The organism is Atopobium fossor DSM 15642, assembly GCF_000483125.1.
In the GTDB taxonomy this organism is placed as follows: Bacteria; Actinomycetota; Coriobacteriia; order Coriobacteriales; family Atopobiaceae; genus Atopobium; species Atopobium fossor.
Map to the genome: position 1 here is coordinate 841149 of NZ_KI519553.1, position 21838 is coordinate 862986.

The 21838-nt window shown below is 43.8% G+C and carries 18 protein-coding genes and 2 tRNA genes; 10 read left to right on the plus strand and 10 right to left on the minus strand.

Translation table 11 applies throughout. From position 1 onward, the window contains the following. Positions 1 to 50: 50 nt before the first annotated feature. The gene (locus G469_RS09215; RefSeq protein WP_084522330.1) at positions 51 to 452 is read right to left on the minus strand and encodes a helix-turn-helix transcriptional regulator; all 402 of its coding nucleotides are present in this window, start codon (positions 450 to 452) and stop codon (positions 51 to 53) included. Here G469_RS09215 and G469_RS08665 point away from each other — a divergent pair. The 4 genes from G469_RS08665 to G469_RS0106750 all read left to right on the plus strand — a co-directional run bounded on the left by G469_RS08665 (position 362) and on the right by G469_RS0106750 (position 4352). Then, on the plus strand, positions 362 to 1000 hold the full coding sequence (locus G469_RS08665; RefSeq protein ID WP_035425427.1) for a LexA family protein: 639 nt from the start codon (positions 362 to 364) through the stop codon (positions 998 to 1000). The genes G469_RS09215 and G469_RS08665 overlap by 91 nt on opposite strands. A gap of 29 nt (positions 1001 to 1029) precedes the next feature. Beyond that, a complete protein-coding gene (tcmP, locus tag G469_RS08670; protein WP_035425428.1) occupies positions 1030 to 2268 on the plus strand; it encodes a three-Cys-motif partner protein TcmP in 1239 nt (412 codons plus the stop codon). Positions 2269 to 2309: 41 nt separating this feature from the next. Then, complete coding sequence (locus tag G469_RS0106745; RefSeq protein ID WP_028264399.1) at positions 2310 to 3080, plus strand: radical SAM protein; 771 nt, start codon at positions 2310 to 2312, stop codon at positions 3078 to 3080. 120 nt (positions 3081 to 3200) lie between these two features. Continuing rightward, positions 3201 to 4352, plus strand: a complete 1152-nt coding sequence (locus G469_RS0106750) for a site-specific integrase (protein ID WP_028264400.1) — start codon at positions 3201 to 3203, stop codon at positions 4350 to 4352. A 75-nt stretch (positions 4353 to 4427) separates the two neighbouring features. Here the strand turns inward: G469_RS0106750 and G469_RS0106755 are convergent. The 3 genes from G469_RS0106755 to G469_RS0106765 form a co-directional block, all read right to left on the minus strand. Beyond that, positions 4428 to 4501, minus strand: a tRNA-Cys gene (locus G469_RS0106755). Between the two features lie 41 nt (positions 4502 to 4542). Beyond that, positions 4543 to 4618, minus strand: a tRNA-Gly gene (locus G469_RS0106760). A gap of 112 nt (positions 4619 to 4730) precedes the next feature. Next, on the minus strand, positions 4731 to 5939 hold the full coding sequence (locus G469_RS0106765; RefSeq protein WP_028264401.1) for an FprA family A-type flavoprotein: 1209 nt from the start codon (positions 5937 to 5939) through the stop codon (positions 4731 to 4733). Between the two features lie 239 nt (positions 5940 to 6178). On the opposite strand from G469_RS0106765, the gene G469_RS08985 reads away from it, so the two are divergent. From G469_RS08985 to G469_RS0106790, 5 genes are all read left to right on the plus strand, one after another. Beyond that, positions 6179 to 7852 (plus strand): oxidoreductase, encoded by a 1674-nt coding sequence (locus tag G469_RS08985; protein ID WP_051353818.1) that lies wholly within the window; start codon positions 6179 to 6181, stop codon positions 7850 to 7852. A 211-nt stretch (positions 7853 to 8063) separates the two neighbouring features. Continuing rightward, positions 8064 to 9197, plus strand: coding sequence for a DUF389 domain-containing protein (locus tag G469_RS08990; protein ID WP_051353819.1), 1134 nt, complete (start codon positions 8064 to 8066; stop codon positions 9195 to 9197). A gap of 11 nt (positions 9198 to 9208) precedes the next feature. After that, positions 9209 to 10573 (plus strand): MATE family efflux transporter, encoded by a 1365-nt coding sequence (locus G469_RS08680; protein ID WP_051353820.1) that lies wholly within the window; start codon positions 9209 to 9211, stop codon positions 10571 to 10573. After that, a complete protein-coding gene (locus G469_RS0106785) occupies positions 10566 to 11153 on the plus strand; it encodes a uracil-DNA glycosylase family protein (RefSeq protein ID WP_028264403.1) in 588 nt (195 codons plus the stop codon). Before G469_RS08680 ends, G469_RS0106785 begins: the two co-directional genes overlap by 8 nt. 12 nt (positions 11154 to 11165) lie before the next feature. Next, a complete protein-coding gene (locus tag G469_RS0106790) occupies positions 11166 to 12245 on the plus strand; it encodes a threonine aldolase family protein (protein WP_245579129.1) in 1080 nt (359 codons plus the stop codon). On the opposite strand, the gene G469_RS0106795 is transcribed toward G469_RS0106790, so the two are convergent. The 6 genes from G469_RS0106795 to G469_RS0106820 form a co-directional block, all read right to left on the minus strand. Next, positions 12225 to 13007, minus strand: coding sequence for a ZIP family metal transporter (locus G469_RS0106795; RefSeq protein ID WP_028264405.1), 783 nt, complete (start codon positions 13005 to 13007; stop codon positions 12225 to 12227). The two genes, G469_RS0106790 and G469_RS0106795, sit on opposite strands and share 21 nt — an antisense overlap. Before the next feature lie 139 nt (positions 13008 to 13146). Continuing rightward, complete coding sequence (locus G469_RS0106800; RefSeq protein WP_028264406.1) at positions 13147 to 15429, minus strand: HAD-IC family P-type ATPase; 2283 nt, start codon at positions 15427 to 15429, stop codon at positions 13147 to 13149. A 142-nt stretch (positions 15430 to 15571) separates the two neighbouring features. Next, the gene (locus G469_RS0106805) at positions 15572 to 16669 is read right to left on the minus strand and encodes a glycerol dehydrogenase (RefSeq protein WP_028264407.1); all 1098 of its coding nucleotides are present in this window, start codon (positions 16667 to 16669) and stop codon (positions 15572 to 15574) included. Between the two features lie 236 nt (positions 16670 to 16905). Then, the gene (locus G469_RS0106810; RefSeq protein WP_028264408.1) at positions 16906 to 17571 is read right to left on the minus strand and encodes a transaldolase family protein; all 666 of its coding nucleotides are present in this window, start codon (positions 17569 to 17571) and stop codon (positions 16906 to 16908) included. Positions 17572 to 17664: 93 nt separating this feature from the next. Further along, on the minus strand, positions 17665 to 18528 hold the full coding sequence (locus G469_RS0106815; RefSeq protein WP_245579130.1) for a radical SAM protein: 864 nt from the start codon (positions 18526 to 18528) through the stop codon (positions 17665 to 17667). Next, positions 18518 to 20812 carry a formate C-acetyltransferase/glycerol dehydratase family glycyl radical enzyme gene (locus G469_RS0106820; RefSeq protein WP_028264410.1) on the minus strand — a complete coding sequence of 765 codons (2295 nt, stop codon included), beginning with the start codon at positions 20810 to 20812 and terminating at the stop codon, positions 18518 to 18520. Before G469_RS0106820 ends, G469_RS0106815 begins: the two co-directional genes overlap by 11 nt. 223 nt (positions 20813 to 21035) lie before the next feature. Here G469_RS0106820 and G469_RS0106825 point away from each other — a divergent pair, with 223 nt between their 5' ends. Continuing rightward, positions 21036 to 21791 carry a DeoR/GlpR family DNA-binding transcription regulator gene (locus G469_RS0106825; RefSeq protein WP_028264411.1) on the plus strand — a complete coding sequence of 252 codons (756 nt, stop codon included), beginning with the start codon at positions 21036 to 21038 and terminating at the stop codon, positions 21789 to 21791. Positions 21792 to 21838 lie beyond the last annotated feature (47 nt).

Consider the following 21838-nt stretch of genomic DNA (forward strand, 5'->3'; position numbering starts at 1 on the left):
TATTCGGTTGAGAAGGTACGGGTAGTGCAGTCACGTGAGGAAACTTGAATTTAATTCAAGTTATTAGGCAAAAAAATATCGCCTATCGTGCAGTGCAAAAATTTACACACCTTTTCTAAGTCTCCAACACGCATTAAGCGTGGGTCAATCTCGTACCTCTGGTACGTTGGATATGATACGCCTATACAGCTTGCAACAGCACTTTTCTTAACACCACGCTGTTCTCTTATATCAGCTAACGTACTCTTCATTTTGCCCTCCTCTCTATATGTAATTATATTACAGTAAATTGTAATTAATTCAAGGCTAATTTGGAATAAAATTTTAGAAAACTTTAATTCATTTAAATTGAGGAGCAACCATGAGCTTCCAAAACACCGTTCGTGTAAACCGTGAAAAGCTCGGCTTAACACAAGATGAATTAGGAGCAAAGGTTGGTTTGACCGGTTCATCTGTCAGCCAGTGGGAAGCTGGGCGAGCAAAACCACGTATAGGCGTATTAAAACAACTTGCCGAATTATTCAATATGAGCACGTCTGAGCTGCTTGGAGAAGAATTACAGTACGCTAATAGAGCTATCCCCTTCCGTGGCACCTCCGCAATGGTGCCCATGCGCGTACTTGGCAAAACTCATGCAGGTGAGACAACAGAGCAGATAGAAGATATAAAGCTCGTAGAAGTCCCTGAAACCGTAGCGCGCAATCATCCAGACGCATTCATGTTGCAAGTTGAGGGCGATTGTATGAATCGTTCGTATCCAGATGGCTGTTTGGTCATGGTAGATCCTCTCTTGCAGCCCTGGAACGGCTGTGCGGTCGTAGCAGAGCCTAGTGTAGGTGAATCAGTACTTAGGCGTTATATGCGTGGACAATCATCCATGATGCTTGCAGCAGACAGCTTTAGCGCCTATGACGACATGGTGTTTAGCGGTGAGGATGAAGTGAAGCTTGTCGGTGTCGTTGTGTGGTATCAGGCGGCACAAGAAGAGTGCGAGAGGTAGGGTTGGAATAATGGATGGAGAGGATAGAGATGGGCAGTACGAAAGACTGGGACAAAGAACATAAACCATGGTCTGAAATTAAAGATTTCCTACTCAGCAACTATCTAAGTATTTTCTTTCAAAAAGTCATGTCTGTTCGTGAACATAAAATTTTATATTTTGATGGCTTTGCTGGTCCGGGCATCTATAACGATGGTACCGAAGGCTCGCCAATAATAGCAATCAAAAAAGCGGGTCGAGCTTTTATGAAAGCAAAGAATAAAAAATCTGTTTCATTTATTTTTGCTGAGACAGCAAAAGCACGTGCCAATACATTGTCAGACACCGTAAGCAATAATTCTTTTATTAAAAACTTAAGTTTTAAATATGTTGTATATGATAAAGGCTTTCAGGCCGCTATACGGGAAGTTTTAGCTAATAAAGATAAATACGGTACCTATTTCTTTTACATAGACCCCTTTGGTATTTCATGTTTAGACTTTCAAATGTTCAAAAATATATCTCAGCTTAACGGTCTGCGTAATTGCGGTGTAGAAGTGCTTCTTAACTTCTCGACAGTTGGATTTTTGCGCGAAGCTTGCTGTGTATTGTCCAAGGAATTTATCGTTCCAAAAGAGGATATTACTTTAGTTGACGAAGGCTTTGACACACAAGCAAGCTTAGAAGAACGTCATGCACGCCTAACCCAGATTTTTGGTAATGAAGACTGGGTCGATATAGTTAGAAAAGCAAAGAATGGTGAATTTTGGCGTGCAGAACTTGAGCTAGTTGACAATTTCTGTCATAGGCTCAAACAAGACGATGCTTTTAAATTCACAACACACATTCCCATTGTTGACACATCAAAAAACATCAAACGTGGTGGACTTATTAAATATAGGTTGGTCCATATGTCTAATCATTGGCAAGGTTGTATTGCTATGAATAATACGATGATAAAAGCATTAAATATGGAACGGCAACCATCGTTATTTCCTGTTGATGGCAATGGTGCATACATCAATCCAGCTGATATAGATGCTGCGTTTCGTAGGGTTTTACACGAAAACGTTCGCATTAGACAAAAGTGTGCGATGGGCGAACTTGCAGCAATGGTTATTTCAGAAATGGGAATCACCGAAAAACAAAATAGTTTGTGTAAAACATATATTGGTAAGCTACTTGATGAAGGTTGTTTGGAAAGGGTAGAAAAGTACACCAAAACAGGTAAACCATCACACTCTTTCGGTGAAAAAGTCGAGGTCATTAAGTGTAAAGACACAATGTAGGACTATAATATAAATAGAACATTTGTTTGGAGGTGTGCTAAATGCATGAGCTACAACATATCACACGTAAGTCTATGCTCTATAAAACTGAGGTCGAATACGGAAATTGGGCAATGAACCATGTACAAGGCTGTAGCCACGGATGTTTATATCCATGTTACGCATATCTCATGGCAAAGCGTTTTGGCCGTGTGTCTTCCTACGAACAATGGTGTACCCCTGCAATTGTGGATAACACACTTGAATTGCTTGCTAAAGAACTTCCTAAGCTTGCTAAAAAGATTGATTCTGTCCAGCTATGCTTCACTACCGATCCTTTTATGTATGGCTATGACGAGATTTGTCAAATGAGCGTTGATGCAATCAGGCTTATTAACTCTTTCGATGTACCTTGTACTGCATTAAGTAAAGGTGTTTTGCCGGAAGAGTTGAAATCTTTGTCACAAAAAAATGCTTATGGCATTACACTTATATCTCTTAATGAGCAATACCGCCAAAAAACAGAGCCTGGTGCTGCTCCTTACGTTGAACGCATAGCTTCACTCAAAAAGCTACATGATAATGGGCAGCAAACATGGGTTAGTATTGAGCCATATCCAACGCCAAATCTTCTAGAGCAGGATTTAGGTGAAATTCTTAAAACCATTTCTTTTGTTGATAAAATCATCTTCGGTCGTACTCATTACAACAAAGTTGTAAGCGCATATAAGCAGTGCCGAGAGTTCTATAACGAGCAATCACACAAAGTTATAGATTTCTGCCAAGAAAACGACATTGCATACCACATTAAAGACGGCACTCTTCAAGAATAAATTACACGTCACATCAGCTAGCTAGACAAAAAAGCTTCCTATATAGGAAAGCTTAAACCTCGGAATACCAACGTCAGAAGGTAGGTCTTTATAGCCTACCTTGATTAAGTGTGAGGAAATATGGCTATAAAGACTAGATCTAAACTCGGCAGCAAACGACAGCTCAACGATGGACAATGGCTTGTTCGCGTTCGCAAGGGTTATCGTGCTGATGGTAAGCCAAGAGAACTCTCAAAAGTCTGTCCAACAGAGCGTGACGCAGATATGACCATCGCGCAATTTGCACTTGAGATGGGGCGCAATGAAGCCATAGGCTCAAAGGTCACGCTATCTTGGTACTTTTATGAGGTGTTTATCCCCTATCGCATGGCATATTTAACCAAGGCAACCATCATCAGATACAAAAGCTGCTTTAAAAAAGATATTGAGCCACGATTTGGCGATTATGAGCTTGGAGACATTCCGCACGCCCAAATACAAGCGTGGATTAACCATATGACGTATGCAAAGGCTAAGCGCTGCATAACAACCCTTAGAGCAACTCTAAGAGCCGCATGGGATGACGGATATATACCAGACGAACCAATGCGCCACCGCTTAAGATACCCGCGCAATACAAATGACTCTCGCGTGGTCTGGTCAGCTCAACAGGTTTCACAGGCCATCAAAGCTTTAGAGAACAGCCCTCTTGAAGCTTTAGCGTTGTGCATGGTTGGCGGAGGACTACGGCGTGAAGAAGCTTATGCGCTGTTTTGGAATGACATTGAATTTATGCAGGTACAAGTAAACGGACAAACATCAATGGTATGCCGTGTAACTGTCGATGATGCAGTTACACCAGAAGACGGACGAAAGGAAACTAAGACACGCTTTAGTGACCGTATCATTACTATTGCAGAGCCGTTTTCATCGCAGCTTAAAGCCATCCAAGGCAAGCCAAAAGACCCGATATGTGATATTTCTCTTACGCATGTAGGACGTGTTTGGAGAAACCACTGGACACCGCTTAAGCGTGACTGTCCAAACAACAAGCCTGTATACCGCGGCAAAATGCTTGAGTCAGACGTGCCATATATCCCTATGAGCCGCCTTAGGGCAACCCATGAAACACTGCTACAGCGTGCAGGAGTAGTCGACACTGTAAACGCTGCAATACACGGACGCTCTGAGCTTTCAAGTGTAGGCTACAAGCATTATTTAGTGCCAGGAGAAGACACCGTAACCCCTGCCGCGCAGGCTATGGGAGCACTCATATACAAAGAGCTTGCGTAACTGTGCGTAATATCAGCGTTATTTTACATAAAAAATGGGGTATCTTTTTCTAAAGAAACCCCAGTTTAAATGCTATGGAGGCGGCACCCCGATTCGAACGGGGGATCAGGGATTTGCAGTCCCATGCCTTACCACTTGGCCATGCCGCCATATGAAAAAGGCCGAATTGATATCCGGCCCTGTGCTCACATGGAGCGGGCTACGGGGTTCGAACCCGCGACCTCAACCTTGGCAAGGTTGCGCGCTACCAACTGCGCTAAGCCCGCGAACGAGTTATTAATATACGGTAATTACCCTTAGTATGCAAGCGAAAAATGGAAGAAATTTTAAAATCTTTTCTCGGCTTGCAACATTGCAAAAAGACTACAGGTAAATACCCTACTCCTCGCCCAAAGAGGTCACAATAGCCTCAGCCAAAACAGTAATCTGCTGCAAAGTTTCATCGTCCAGACGTGAGCGTATACAAATGGAAGGTTCCATAATGGTAATGTTCTTCATAGCCTCAAACTGTTCACGCATGAGTTTGCCAGACTGAGGAGCCCAAGAACCATTCTCGATAAGTGCCACATGGCGCTTTTGCATAGCGTGAGCACGTAGGTCCAGTACTAACGTACGCATGGCATCAAATATTTCCATGTTCTGAGTGGAGGATGCAAATACCAGATGAGAAGCCCTAAACGCCTCAGAAACCATTGTAGCAAGGTCTGCGGTTGCTGTATTGTATACACGCACATCACGCACGCCTTGCTGCGCTAACAGACCAGCCAAAATGTCTGCTGCCTGACCTGTGCCACCGTAAATAGTGCCATAGTAGATAACAACACTCTTCTCTTCGGGCTCAAACGATGCCCACTGAGCATATTTGGAACGGATAACATCCAAATCTTTACGCCATATATGGCCATGCAAAGGACAAATTCGGTTGATAGGTAACGCTGCTGCCTTCTTAAGCAGATTATTTACTTGCATGCCATATTTACCAACAATATTGGCATAGTAGCTGCGTGACTGATCAAGCCAATCACGCTCCCAATTAACCTCGTCTGCAAATAAATTGCCACCAAGCGCACCAAACTCACCAAAAGCATCTGCCGAGAAAAGCGTGCCTGTTGCCAAATCAAAGGTAACCATAACCTCTGGCCAATGAACCATAGGCGCCGTCACAAACTGCAAAATATGTTTTCCCAGCTCCAACGTGTCGCCTTCGGTTACTTTAAGAGCATACGGCTCGGGGTCAAAGTTGTGGAACTGACGTATAAAGTCGAAAGTTTTTGCAGTGCCTACTAACTTAATGTTAGGGAACTTCTTTACCAACCAAGGAATCTCTGCACAGTGGTCTGGCTCCATATGATTAATAACCATATAGTCCAGCGTGCGGTCTCCAAGCATGTAATCCAAGTTCTCACTAAACTGACTCGCAACTACATCATCTACACCATCAAGAAGACAAGTTTTCTCGTCAAGAATTACATAGCTGTTATAAGCCATACCCTGAGGTATGTGATAGGTATTCTCAAAGAGAGCAAGCCTGCGGTCAGACGCGCCAATCCAATACGTATCGTCGCAAATTGCGTGCACATTATGCATAAATGCCTCACCTGTTTGAATGAAGTAATCTTTGTAAGCACAGATAACTTTACCAAAAAGCAGGAGCATAATTTGTGTATTTAGTTATGAAATATAAACAAGCATGAATAGTAAAGCGGTATGAAAACAGTCCGTGTAATTATATGCACAAACGACTGTAGGATCTTACTTTGGGGAACATTGAAGGTAGAAAATATCTGCCTTCATACATAAAACTATTACTTTGAACAGGAGTTCTTATGTCCTCTCGAGACCACTATAAAAATGCGGGAAACCCTACTGGCGATGCGGGACGTACGCTTCTGGATGGCATGAACTCCGGTACACATGAGCGCCTAGCGGCTTGGAGTTTACCTTTACTTAAACAGACGGTAGAAGCTGCTTTTAGCAGCAAACCTCTTACATCAGCACTTGACGTAGGATGCGGTGGTGGAGCAAACCTTACACGTCTTATGAACTTATTTGAAGATGCCCAGGTATATGGTTTGGATCATTCTCCTATTTCTGTAGAGACATCTAAACTCACCAATACAGATGCTATAGCTGCAGGACATTGTGAAATTACAGAGGGTGACGTAGCTGCACTTCCATACCACTCAAATAGCATCAACCTTGCAACAGCATTTGAGACCATCTATTTTTGGCCCGATGTACAAGCTGGATTGTGCGAGATTTTTCGAACACTTACGCCTGGTGGTCTTCTTATGGTTTGTAACGAGACTGATGGTCGCAATTTTGATCAACTACGATGGCAAGACTTATCTCAAGCTACAGACCTTCTTACCATTTACTCTCAGCAACAACTCGTGGAATTTTTTACCACTGCCGGTTTTATGAACGTGCAGGTACAGCGTCATCCCCAAGAAGACTGGATTGTCGTTTTTGGTCAAAAACCTGATATAAATGGCACTATGAATAACAATGCCAGGCTTTTCTCAGCAGGAAACATTGCAGGCATCGCAATTAAAAACAAACTGTTTGCTCCACCCATGGCATCAAGAAGTGCCACGGAAGAAGGATTAGTTTCATCAAAGACACTGGCCTATTACGACAAGATCACACAATCTCAAGAGCTTGGTATGGTGATTGTAGAACATCATTTTGTAGACCCAATAGGACGAGCAGATCCACATCAACTGAGTGCCGCTCGTGATGATACATTGGAGGGGCTCAGTAAGCTCGCTAAAACAATTCATAAACATGAAGCTGCTGCCATACTGCAAATCAATCACGCGGGACGTGTAGCGGATTGTGAAGGAACACCTGTTGGTCCCACTAACCACATGGTTGAACGTTGTCACAAGCAACCTCAGGCACTTACATCCAAGGATATTACAAAGATTTGTAATGCCTTTGCATGTGCTGCAAAGCGTGCTCAGAAAGCTGGTTTTGACGGTGTAGAAATTCATGCAGCACATGGATACTTACTCAGCCAATTTATCTCCCCTCTCTCTAATACACGCACGGATGCATATGGTGGCACTATCCAAAACCGTGGGCGCTTTGCAGTAGAAGTTATTCGTGCGGTCCGTACAGCCGTAAAAGATTTTCCGGTATTCATTCGTTTTGGTACTTACGATGGTGTGCCTGAAGGAACCACTACCGCTGATTGCGCTGTATTGGGACGCATGTTCCAAGATGCTGGTGTAGATGTAATTGACATCTCTGGTGGACTATACGGCTATGCCTTTGATGATCGCAAAGATTTGGATACCTACTTTGTCCAAGAAGCCCATGCAGTACAAGAAACTACTACTATTCCCATCATATTAGCTGGTGGTATTACCAAACCAGAAGTTGCTCAGGCATTGGTGGCGCAAGATGGTTTTGCCATGGCTGGTGTAGCACGCCAATTATTACGTAACCCCTTATGGCCAACAGAAGCTAAAGTAGCGCTTACCAAGAAACACTAGGCATCCAAGGTTGCTCTGCTCCAGCAACCAGATGCACTTCCTTATAGCCCTTAGTACTCTTACTAAAGTTGCCCCACAAATCATGATCTTTTATATGATTTTTACATCCTTGTGCCGCTCAAACAGCACTCGGCTCCGTGCTACGATATAACCGTTTTAACTATTGCCTTATTTGATAAAAGTATTCACGTATTAGCAGGAAACCATTGTTATGGATAGCACGCTTTTTAAACTTTTAGCTACGCTGTTTAATATTAGAGAAGGTCGTGCAAGTCACACTACCATCCGCAAGCGTATCCTTTCGGGCGCGCGTATTAACGGCATGCACATTTGCCTGCTTATTGTAGCCATGCTCATTGCGTCCGTAGGACTTAACATCAACTCTACTGAGGCTATTGTTGGTGCTATGCTCATTTGCCCCATTATGGGCTCGGTTATGGGTATTGCCTACGGTATTGCATCCGCAGATGCAAAGTTACTTAAACGCGTAATTTTTGAGCTAAGCGTGCAGGTAATCATTTGCCTTATTACCTCTACGTTGTATTTTGTGATTTCTCCCATATCTACCGAGACAAGCGAGTTGCTTACCAACTCTACACCTTCTATTTGGGTGGTTTTAATTGCTTTAGCTGGTGGTTTTGCAGGTGGGTTGGGCTCCTCACGCAACCAAGAGCCTTATGTACTCATTTCTGGCGTAGCAGTTGCAACAGCCCTCATGCCACCATTGTGTGCTGCAGGTTATGGTATTGCCACAAGCAATCTTTCTATATTTGGTGGTGCCTTTTACGTCTTTTTGCTTAATGTGGTCTTTATCGCCTTTGCCGCGGAGCTCTTATTTGTGCTTATTAAAACACCGCTCAAGGCAGACCTCAATGACGATGGCGTTGTGACCGAATGGGAAACAACAGAAGCACAACATCGCTCGCATGTCCTTCATCGTCGTCTCATTATAGGAAGTCTCGTGTTTTTAATTCCTGCAATTGTGCTGTCTTCTCACGTTGTTGCAGACACCATGCAACGCAATGATGGTCAAGCATTTGAACTCAAGGATACCTTTGAGGCAAAAATTACTACAGAAGAACTCAAAACCCTCTATCCGAATTTTGTAAGCTACAGCATCGGCGAACAGACATCCTATAACACCAAAAACTCCAATTTGAGTAATAAAATCATTGCAACATTAACCACCTCAAGTGAGCTATCCACAGCAGATCAATCAAATATCGAAAAACTCGTAAGGTTACACGTTCCCAAACTAGATTCCATCCACTTTGTTGTTAAACAACCAGATAAACCTGTCAGCCATCCGACCAAACAAACAACAGAACACACAAGCACTACGTAGGGTATGTCTTTATGCAAAGTAATCATGAAAAATTGTTTACACAAACGCCTCTACTTAAGATGCTGCTCATCATTGTTGTTCCGGGTGCCATTAGCATGCTTACGTCGGCTCTCTACGATATTATCGACGGTATTTTAGTTGGTAATATCCTTGGAGAAACTGCTTTTGCAGCCATCAACCTGGCAATGCCGTATGTGATTATTCTTTTCTCAATAGGCGACCTCATTGGTGTGGGCTCTGCGGTTCCCATCTCCATTAAACTTGGCGAGAAGGACCACGAGGCAGCCAACAATATTTTTTCGTATTCCGTTGTTATGCTCTTTGTTGGTGGTATAGGCATGGGCCTACTCATGTTCTTTGCAGCACCTCTTCTTATTTCCCTACAGGGTGCAACGGGTGAACTTGCACGTATATCCATCATATACCTACGTATTTATGCATTGTTCATCCCTGTATCTGGCATGATGTTTGCCATAGACAACTATCTAAAAGTATGTGGCAAGGTCAATCGCAGTATGGGCCTTAACATCCTTATGGCAGTATCCGGTGCCATCATAGAGGCTATTTTGCTTATCGTGTTTCATCTTGATGTCTGGGCCGCAGCATTGGCCTACAGTCTTGCCATGGTTATTGCATCAGTCATTGGTTTGTGGCCATTCATTCGCAACAAGATGGTACTTAGCTTTGTGCGTCCTCGACCTACCGTAACCATCACTAAACAAATTGTTATGGCAGGATTCTCCGCATTTCTTAATAATATTGCAGGGCGTATAGTAAGTATTGTTCTTAATGCTCGCATACTTGCATTGGGTGGCACCCAAGCGATATCCATTTTTGGGATTATGATGTTTACAAATTCCTTTGTCGTAGCGCTCATTTATGGCACCACTGATTCCCTACAACCCGCTATTGGATACAACTGGGGCGCGCAAAACTATAAACACGCCTTTGACATTGGTAAAAGCAGCTTTATTGTTTCTGCAATATTTAGTCTAAGCTATGTGGTTTTGCTTCATTTCTTCCCCGAGTTTGCTGTCAGAATCTTTATTTTTAATGCCTCGGATGACTTTGTTGTAGCAGCTACCTCGGCGTTTGACTTGCTTTCCCTTCAATGGCTTACACGCTGGTTTGTGCTTGCCTGTGATGCTTTTTTGCTTGCTTGTGGACAATCCAACCGTGCCGTATGGCTTTCTGTTGCCTCCTCTATTGCTCTACCGTTAGCAACCATTGTTTTACTGTCTCCTTTGGGACTTACTGGAGTATGGTTAACTTCGGCCATTTCTGATGGGATCTCTGCTTTGTTTGGTGCATGGCTCTTGATAGATTTTTTGCACAAGCATGGCTATAAAGCAAAAAAGAAGGCAATTCATGAGTGATGCATTTACCAGCATCTTTAAGGCAATCGAACAAGATTCACAAAACCAAGCATATACAACGCAAGGCATACATCCCCTCTATACCGCAGCTCCTGGAGCTCGTATTTTGGTAGTAGGTCAAGCACCTGGACGTATTGCACAAGATACGCAAATTCCTTGGAATGATAAGAGTGGAGATAGATTACGTAGGTGGATGAATATTTCTCGTGAGGATTTTTACGATCCTCAAAAAATCTCTTTATTGCCAATGGACTTTTATTTTCCCGGCAAGGGTAAGAGCGGAGATCTTGCTCCGCGCAAAGGCTTTGCGCAAAAATGGCATCCTCAACTGTTGGAACTCATGCCTAACATTCAGCTCACTATTTTGATTGGTAAATATGCCCTCTCCCACTATCTAGACCTTCCAAAAACGGTCCATATTACAGAGGTAGTACGCAATTATAAGCACTATACGCCAGACTATTTTCCACTAGTGCATCCATCGCCTCGCAACCAAATATGGCTCAAACAAAACCCTTGGTTTGAAGAAGAAGTTATTCCGCAACTACAAAGTAGTATTTCCCAAGCACTTTTGACATAAAGAGGATTCACCATGCCCATGCCAGACATGCACACCAACAACTTATTGCACTTCTCGTCAGACTATATGGAAGGAGCGCACCCCACCATACTTGCAGCACTCGTACGTACAAACATGGAATCAACCTCAGGTTATGGAACAGATTCATACTGCACTTACGCCGCACAGGCCATCTTAGATACATGCAACTGTCCAGATGGAGAGGTTCGCTTCTTGTTAGGGGGCACACAAGCCAATACGCTTGTCATCGATGCCCTGCTGAGACCTTGGCAAGGTGTCGTTTGTGCGGCTACAGGACACGTGAATGTACACGAGGCAGGGTCAATCGAAGCAGGTGGACACAAAGTCATGCCAATTGAACATGTCAATGGCAAAATATCCGCCACAGCTATAGAGAAGTACGCTGATGCATGGGAGCAAGACGATAACCGCGAGCATATGGTGCAGCCAGCTTTGGTATATCTATCTCAGCCAACCGAGTACGGCACGCTATACAGCAAGGCAGAACTTGAGGCTATTGCACAGGTATGCAAGAGTCATAACATGCAGCTATTTGTTGATGGCGCACGCTTAGCCTACGCACTTGCAGCACCAGAAAATGACGTAAGTTTATCGGACCTTGCTCGTCTTACCGATGTCTTTTATATTGGCGGAACTAAGTGTGGTCTGCTCTTTGGTGAAGCCGTAGTATTTACTAAAAAGAATATGATAGCTGGCCTTACACCACTCATTAAGCAACATGGTGGACTGTTGGCAAAAGGTCGCTTATTGGGCGTGCAGTTTGGAGAACTCTTTTCTAACAACCTCTATGAACGCATTGGTCAATCTGCCATTGCTTGTGCTACGCGCATTAAAAATCATTTGGCCGAGAAGGGCTTTGATCTATATATAGACTCCCCTACCAACCAGGTATTTTTTGTAGTAACTAACGCACAAATGAACTGGCTTAGAAGCCGTGTGGAATACGGTTTTATGGAACGCTTAGATGCCAATCGATGTGTCATACGTTTTGCTACCTGCTGGTCCACCACCCAACAATCAACTGACCAGCTCCTTGAGCTTATCGACCAATTAGCCCAGTGCCACATCTAAGGTCATCATAAGGGCAAAGCCAAGCATAAAAATGACAGTAGCCAGATTTGAATGTTTGCCAGCACTCATTTCTGGAATGAGCTCCTCTACCACCACATACATCATTGCACCCGCTGCAAAACCAAGAAGATATGGCAAGATAGGAACAATTACGTTTGCAGCCAAAATAGTAACCAGAGCAGCAAGGGGTTCTACAATGCCAGAAAGCAAACCCATAGTAAATGCTTTAGGCTTAGACTGACCTACGGCACGTAATGGCATAGATATGATGGCGCCTTCGGGAAAGTTTTGTATTGCAATCCCCAACGCCAAGGAAAACGCACCTGCCAAAGAAATAGTTGCGTTGCCACTTACCCAGCCAGCATATACAACACCAACCGCCATGCCTTCGGGAATGTTGTGTAGCGCTACCGCAAGAACCATAGTGGTAGTGCGCTTAAGATGAGTTTTTGGACCCTCGGGTTCGTCTTCACCAATATGCAAGTGAGGGATTACGGTATCGAGTAGCAATAAAAACGCAGCACCAAACAAAAAACCAAACGTTGCTGGAGCAAAAGCAAACAATCCCATGTCACTGCTCTGCTCAATTGCAGGTGCAATCAAACTAAAAAACGAAGCTGCTACCATAACCCCAGCAGCAAAACCTTCTAGCGCATGAGTTACAGAATCACTCAGCTGATTACGCATAAAAAAGACCATTGCAGCACCAAATGTGGTACCAGCAAATGGAATAAGCAAACCAGCCAGTACATCGGTATTCATAAAACTATGTTCCATCCTATTTGAAATTTAACAGCTTGCTCCCTCTCCAAAGAACAAGCTGCACTATTTTAGTCCTTTTTAAGCTTTTTATGTTGGTAATTTCCTAGCAGATACAAAACGACTGCTTCTAAGCCAAAAATTACTGTTGTAAAAACGAAAGATGCTTGTGGGCAAATATGCCAAACAAATTCAGACACAGCATAAGTAGTATCTCAATTACAGCAATCGCACCTGTAAGAAGTGTCGCATCAAACGAAATGGGTGTAATAGCAAACAGGTCTGACAGGAAAAATGCTGTACCAATAAAACCTGCTACACAGCCCACAAAAATACAAGCATGCCACAGGTTGAATGGTCTACTAAGCTCAAACAACACCATAAAGCCTGCTATAGAGAGCAAAAAGGTACTTCCTACTCCCACATCTGTCTCGGAAATTTTTAATACAGGTGCTAGGGCAACCAATGCCGCAATAGCACAAAATGAAGTAAGCGCAGCAGGGATTGCACGAATAAGAGCTTCATAAATAAACCTACCGTGCTGTTTTTTATTATTTTGTTCCATCGCCAGCAAAAACGCAGGAACACCGATATTAAACATGGAAACAAGCGATACCTGAGAAGGCTTAAGCGGATACACCCAAGCAAATAAAATTGCGCAGGTAGCCAGCAACATCGAGAAAATATTCTTATACAAAAATAAAGTTGCCGAACGTAGCAGGTTGTTAATATCGCGTCTGCCCTCGGAAATAATCTGCTTCATGTGACTAAAATCATCATCCAAAATAACAACCTGGGCTGCCTGACGAGCTGCATCACTACCAGTTCCCATAGCAATGGAACAGTCTGCTTCTTTCATGGCAAGAATATCGTTTACGCCATCACCTGTCATAGCCACACGTAAGTCTTGAGCTTTGAGCGCTTCTACAATCTGCTTCTTTTGCTCTGGCTTAACGCGACCAAATACTGTGTACTTGGTTACCGCAGTTGCAAAATCTTCATCCGACAACTCCGAAGCATTAACATACTGATCTGCATGTGGAATCTCTACCTGTGCTGCAATCTTGGAAACAGTCTGGGGATTATCTCCAGAAATAACCATAACGCGCACTTCTTGCTGACCAAACCACGTAAAGGTTTCGGAAACATTGGGACGCAATCCGTTTACCAAACTCACAAACAACAAAGGTTTGAATACACCTGTTGTATCTGCCTGCGCAAATACCAACACACGTTGGCCACGAGCCGTGCGCTGAGTAAGAGCATCTTTACAAATCCCAAGAATAGATGCATCCAACACAAATTCAGGTGCACCAAAGCGTAGCGAACCGCCATCCATAAGGTCAACCTGTGAGTACTTATTTTTTGACGAGAAGGGCAAGACATTGTTTACGTTAAATGCTGATGTTGGCGTTGCTGATGAAATCTGCTCTAAACAAGCACGGATAGCTTCCATGGTTGCATTAGCATCGGGCACAGTAGCTGCATAGCGTGCAAGTAAATTACAGGAAGCACAATTGTCTTTCTTAACAGCCACTCCAGTTGGATCAAACAGCTCAACAACCTGCATATTATTGTTGGTAATTGTGCCTGTTTTATCCACACATAACACGTCTATACGAGCCAAGGTTTCCGTACTACGCATGTCATGAAGCAAGACTTTGTTTTGAGCTAGTCGTAAGGCAGAAAGTGCCAGCGCCACAGTTACCAGTAAATATAGACCCTCAGGAATCATACCAATAATGGCACCAACCATGGATTCAACCGACGCCTTAAATACATATCCATTTACATAAAATGCCTGATAAAAGAGCATGCAACCAAGGGGAATGATCACAATACCAGCAATACGAACAATCAGATTAATATCGTGAATCATCTCGGAGGGCTTCTCGCGAACCTCCTTAGCCTTTGCTTGCAGACGTGCAGCATAGCAATCCTCTCCTACATGAGTGAGAAGTGCAGTGCAGCTGCCAGAGACAACAAAACTACCCGATAGAAGCTGTGCCTGAGCAAGTTTTTCAATCTCATCCGCCTCGCCCGTGAGTAAGGATTCATTAGCTGCAATGAGTCCATCCATCACAATGGCATCTGCGGGAATTTGTTGACCCGCTTCTAAGGTAATGATGTCCCCTGCCAAAAGTTCTTCACTCGCAAGAGAAAGCTGCTGTCCATCGCGCAAAACCACATAGCTGGAGCGCGACAATAATGAAAGTTTGTTAAGTACGCTGCGTGCACGTAGCTGTTGCACAATGCCAATAAGCGCATTAGCAATTACTACCGGAAGAAAGGTCAAACTACGATAACTACCTGCAAAAATAAGCAATACTGCAATAACTGCAAAGATAGCATTGAAGTAGGTAAAGACATTGTTGATAACAATGTCTTTTGGTGTAAGTTCTGACTTGTTAGTTTGTTTTTTCATGCACTAAATTAAACGGTGGTCAGCAGTTTATCGCAAGAGTCATTAAGCAGATACAACAAAAGACCCTAGAAATGCTTTTTACACGAGCACTTCTAGGGTCTTATTGCTGACATATGCAATAACTAAAACATAAATCCAAAGATTAGTTAATACCCAAGGCCTTCTTACCCATTGCGTCAGTTGCCACAATAGCAGCGTACAGCTCATCAACCGTTACATCACCAGCAAGGTTATGGATAGTCTCTCCCTCAACACATGCAGCTTCTGCAATCTTTTGAATTTGCTCGGGAGTGGTTACACCCAACTCTTCAAGCGTTACGGGAAGACCTACCTCAAGACAATAACCCTGAACGTCAGAGAACTCGTCCTGGTCTACACCCTCAAGCACAAGCTGAACCAAGGTGCCAAAGGCCACACAGCAGCCATGAGGAGCACTGTGTCCACCTAGAGAAGTAAGACCGTTGTAGAAAGAGTGAGCAGCAGCACAGTTTACATTGTCTGCACCAACACCGGACAAATATACACAGGCCTCTACGATATTCTCAAGCGCAGGGGTAACTACATTGTTTTCGCAGGCAGTAATTGCCTGAGAGCTGTAGTCGCGTAGAGTCTCATAACACAGCTCGGCTAAAGCTAGACCAGCACGCGTAATACCAGTGCCTTCAAGGCTTGGAGATTCGGTACGAATAGAAGCGCGGCCCTCAAAGTATGTGCCCAAAGCATCACCCATACCGGCCACAAGAAACCGAACAGGGGCGTTTGCAATAACTTGGGTGTCTACCATTACGGCAGCAGGATTTTCTGGGTAGAACAGGTACTTATCAAAACTACCATCATCGTTGTAGATTACAGACAAACCAGTGCAGGGGGCATCAGTTGCAGCAACTGTTGGAATAATAACAACTTTCTTACCTGCATAATATGCAGTTGCCTTAGCAGTATCTACCGCAGATCCACCGCCAATAGCCACTACTGCATCAATATTGTCTTCTTCCACGATTGCCTGCATCTTTGCAATCTCGCCCTTACTAGAAATACCGCCAAAAATTTCATAGCGACGATAGCTATCCGAATCGCCAAAGCTCTGCTCAATCAAATCATGACATGCCTTGTAGCCACTGTTGGAACAAACAAACAAAAAGCGAGTTCCCATGTAGCCCATCTCTTCTTCAAAATGAAGAAGAGCATTTTTACCCTGAACATACTTGAGGGGCTCACGCATGGCACGCAACATTTTCATATACAACCTCTATCCATCATTTGCTTGCTCTTTAGCGGCAAACAAAACCAATATGAATAGCTTAGTACTTTTATCGTATATAACATGCATATTTTTTATATTTTAAACATAGATATTCGTCTTCAGAGTAATAGACATAAAAACAGGCTGAGATACTTCTCAGCCTGTTAAAGACAAATCTATGTTTACTACATTTGTTTGTGCAACGCCAACTTATAAGCAGCGATCTTAAGAGCTTACATGAAGGTATCGCGACCAAAAGCCTCATGCCAAGCAGTGGAGAACTCATCAACTGCAATCTGAGTGCCAGGATGATCAATCATGGACCATGCAACAGCAGGAGGAATAGTAACAGCTTGAATGCCCGCAGCAATCAACTCATGAACCTGATGAGGATTCTTAAAGGAGGCAGCAATAACCTTGGTATCCATATTGTTAATGGAGAGCATCTCCAACAAATCCATTACTTGACCAATGCCATCACCATAGCTCTCCATACGGTTAACGTAAGGAGCAAGGTAATCTGCACCATTCATAGCAGCCATAAATGCAGCGTCAGCGTTATAAATAGCAGTAGCTAATACGCCTAGACCCTCTGCCTTAGCAGCTTTAATAGCACGCAGACCCGTATGAGTAACGGGAATTTTTACATACATATTCTTGGAGCGAAGGGAGCAAATCTTGCGAGCATCTGCCATCATACCATCAAAATCAGTGGCAACTGTTTGCATAAAGAAGGTCTGGTCATCAGAAAGGACGTTAAGCATCTCATCTGCAACTTGCTCAGGAGTCTTGCCGCTCTTAGTAATAATAGTTGGATTAGTAGTCACGCCCGAGACGGTAAGAACTTCAGAAACTTCCTTAACGGCTTGTGCATCGGCTGTATCGAGTACCAGTTCCATTCCCACTCCATTCATGTAAAAAACTATGCAAACAAAAACTTATATACGTAAGTATACTTGCTTTTCTACGTAAGTATACTCGCATAGGCCACGTTATTCTCCGTCAATCACAACAGATAAACCCGCGTCCTCTAAAATTGCTACAATTTCCGCAATTTGATTGTCTGTGGGAGGCTGCACATCATGTAAGGTATACGGACGTCCCACATAACTATACTTATTCTCCCCTAATTGGTGGAACGGAAGTACATCAGCACGCACAATACCCAACTCACACAGCTTGGCTGCATTAGCACGAACGTTATCTAATCCATCGGTAAACCCAGGTACAATGGGCATACGCGCTATTACACTTGCTCCCTCCGATAAGATTGTTCGCAAATTAGCATCTCTTATCTCGGGATCAAGACCGAGCAACTTTTTACTTGTAGCATGGTCTGCAATTTTGAAATCCACTAAGAAGCTATCTACCACAGCTACCAGCCTACGCGCATCGTACAAAGGCAGGGCCAAGGTGGTCTCTAAAGCCGTGTGAATACCCTGTTTTTTTGCCGCAGAAAAAAACGAACATACAAAAGGTTCACGTGCAAGCGCTTCTCCACCAGAAAGCGTTATACCCCCGCCGCTTTCTTCAAAAAAGATACGGTCACGTAGCATATCTTCGAGTAAATCCTCTACCTCACGCGGTGTACCCATAATCTCTTTTGCACGCGTAGGGCATAGCTCCACTGTCGTGCTACACAGCTCTCCATGAGGTCGAGGTGAGCAATGAATACATAGATTTTCTTTAAGCGATAATTCGGGCTCAAAGGATAGATTTTCTGGATTACAGCACCACGGACACCTAAAAGGACATCCCTTCAAGAATGCCACGGTACGAATACCGCCACCATCATGAAGGGAGTAGCGTTGTACATTTGTAACTATTGCCGATGTAGCAGAAAGTCTAGAGGACATGCTCGGTCCTACTAATGATGTCATCCTGGACAGCCTTTGAAAGCTCAACAAACATAGCAGAATATCCTGCAACACGAACAATTAAATCTTTGTGTTTCTCTGGATGAGCCTGTGCATCCAGCAATGTTGCCTTATCTACTACATTAAACTGCACATGCTGAATTCCCAAGCGAGAAAATGCCTTAAGGAATGCCTCAAGCTTGGTAAGCCCCCCTTCACCTGCTAAGGTAGCCGGTGAGAATTTCACATTAAGCAAGCTACCATTGGAATCCAAAATATTCTTTAGCTTGGATACACTCTTAAGACTTGCAGTAGGACCGTTGGTGTCGCGTCCCGCCATGGGGCTTAATCCGCCATCTGCCAGCTGCTCTTTTGCAAAACGTCCATCTGGAGTTGCGCCGCACTTCTCGCCAAGAGGAATATGAGCAGAGACGGTATAGCTGCCGGGCTGGAAGTAACCGCCACGAGGGTTCGTATACTTTTCTACCTCGTAGCCATAATGCTCTAAGAAATGGCGACCTAGCGTATCCACCTCGTCAATATCATTACCATATTTGGGATAGGTATTTATCAAACGCTGGCGCCATACTTCATCGCCCTCGCCTGCCCAATTACGCTCAAGCATGCTCATAAGATCCTGCCAACTCAAGACTTTCTCTTCAAAGACAGCATGCTTAATGGCAATCAGCGAGTCAGCCAAATTTGCCGTACCTACCCCCTGAACACCAGAAGGATTATAACGTGCTCCACCTGCAGTAATGTCTGCACCATTAATCATGCAATCTGCTACCAACACACTTAATAGAGGTGTGGGGCTTGTTGTGCGATGCGCTAAATCACAGGTGTTGCAGCCTTCAACCATAAGACCAACGTAGGTATCAATAACACCATCTACTGCATCGAGAAGTTCTTGGAAATGGGCATAGCCCTCAGGACGTGCCTGCATGGCAATTTCTAGGCAGCGCACCATATTGAACATAGAGATGTCATGCAAGCCATACATACGGCCTGGAATAGACAGCTCAACGCAACCTACGATTGCATAATCACGAGCGTCTTCTATGCTAATGCCACGATTTACAAACGCAGGAATGTTTACCTCATCGTTAAAGCACTGAGGAATACCATCGCCTAAGCGAATGACTTCACCCGCCTTATGATACAAGGTCTCGGGCAAGCCAGAAAACACACGTAAAGACAGGTTAGGCTGAGGTAAACGAGTGTCCTTTTGGATGTCCAACAAAAGCTCAGATAGCTCATTGGAAGCATCATTACCCTGAGCATCTACGCCACCTACAACCAGGTTAAAACCTGAGGGAAAACCAGCAAAAGATTTAGCGCTATCCGTAGAGCGAACAAACACAATAGTATTAGTCTTAAGATAGAAGCACTGGATAAGTTCACGAATATCCTGAGCACTCACACCAGCATCAACTGTTGCACGATAATACGGCCACAAATACTGATCCATACGCCCTAGAGAAATGGAACTCGCGTTGGATTCGTGCTCAAGCACCAGCTCTGTTAGCCAAACCAACTGTAGAGCATCTCGCAAATCACGTGCAGGCTGAGTAGCCACATGCGCTAGAACTTCTGCCATAGCCAACAGCTCTCCTGCGCGCTTCTCGTCCGCCGTAGAAGCCATGACACGACATACATGCTCATAACGCTTGATGTAAGCAATTGTTGCTTCTAAACACACAACCGCAGCAGCATAAAACTCATTGCTGGGATTTTCTTCTGCTCGCTGATGAGCATCTGCAGCCAAAGCGCCAAATCCACGCGAAAGCACAGCAGGAATGTCTGCAATGATATGTCCTTGACCCTTATCGGTCTGGGCTACCGAGAAAATCTTAGTCTTTTGAGCATCTGCTGCCTGCTGAGATATATGAGCGTTATACCAATCGTTGAGCGACTTACCGCTCCAATAGCTCAACAACTCATCTTTGAAGGTGCGCTTATCTGCCTCGCTCATCTCAAAGGTGTCTTGCGGACGCGTAGGAAATTTATCCAGCTCGTCTAAAATCCAATAGGGAGACATTTCTGGAGACAATACACCCGCACGAGGAGTACGCGTACGATTACCCACTAGCAGGTCATATTCATCAATTACAATCTCATGCTGTTCAAGAATATGACGCAACGCCAAAGCTCGACGCATAAGTACCGATTGACCCTCTGTCTGCTTCCAACTTTGGGTATATAACAGTGCACGCTCAAGATCAATCTGTCGGGGTTTTGCAAAAAGAGAATCCCTGATGGCTTGTGTTCGAGCGCTTAGCATACATGCCTCCCAGCACAGTATTGAGCATGGATTATTGAGTACTTTCAGTCTATATTGTTATGTATTGATTTGCAATTCTTTTTTATTGTTAATTATTGTTTTGTCCCAATCAATCGAGAAATTTTTGCACTATTAATCGATATTTTGCAGTCAAGCATATATCTATAAAAAGTATTGTTTAGTATTGTTGTACCACAAACAATCCAATTTTAGAGGAGAACCTATGTTCCTCAAGGAGCGTCAAAACGCGATTGCCAATATGGTTAAATCCAACGGTCGTGTAGCTGTAGCAGACCTTGCTGAACAATTTGCTGTTACCGTTGATTGCATACGTAAAGATCTTCGCCAACTGGAATCGCAAGGTGCGCTCAAACGCGTATACGGCGGTGCTATTAGCATTACCGAAACCCCAGAGCGTACCGTCTATAAACGTTTCAGCACTAATACTGCCGAGAAACAAGCAGTAGCTGCAAAAGCCTATGATCTTATTGCGCCTGGAGATATTATCTTTTTGGACATTTCTACCACTAACTTAGAACTTGCTCGCCTATTAGCCACAGGACATAAGCGCTGCATTGTGGTTTCCAACATGATGGACAGCTTGCAAGTCATGGCAGAAAATCCCGCCCTTACCGTCATGTGTCCTGGTGGAAATGTAAGCCTGGATCTCAATGGATTTGTGGGTACTCTTACAATTGCTAATCTCAAACCTATTACCTTTGATAAATCCTTTATTGGTGCTATTGGTATTGATCTTCTCACTGGCGAGGTAAGCACATTTGAGATGGATGACGGCATGGTCAAACATACCGTTTTGGAAAACACAGACCAAGTCTACTTAATGGCTGATTCCCATAAATTTGACTCACGCGGCAATTATAATTTTGCCTCGCTCAGTGAGTTTGAAGGTCTTATTACCGAAGCTGTAACAACCAAGCAGAAGAAGGCGCTGGCCAAGTTTGATATCGAGCTTATCTAAATCTAAGCAAATACGCAACAAATAAGCGGCGCCCCACAATGTTAGGG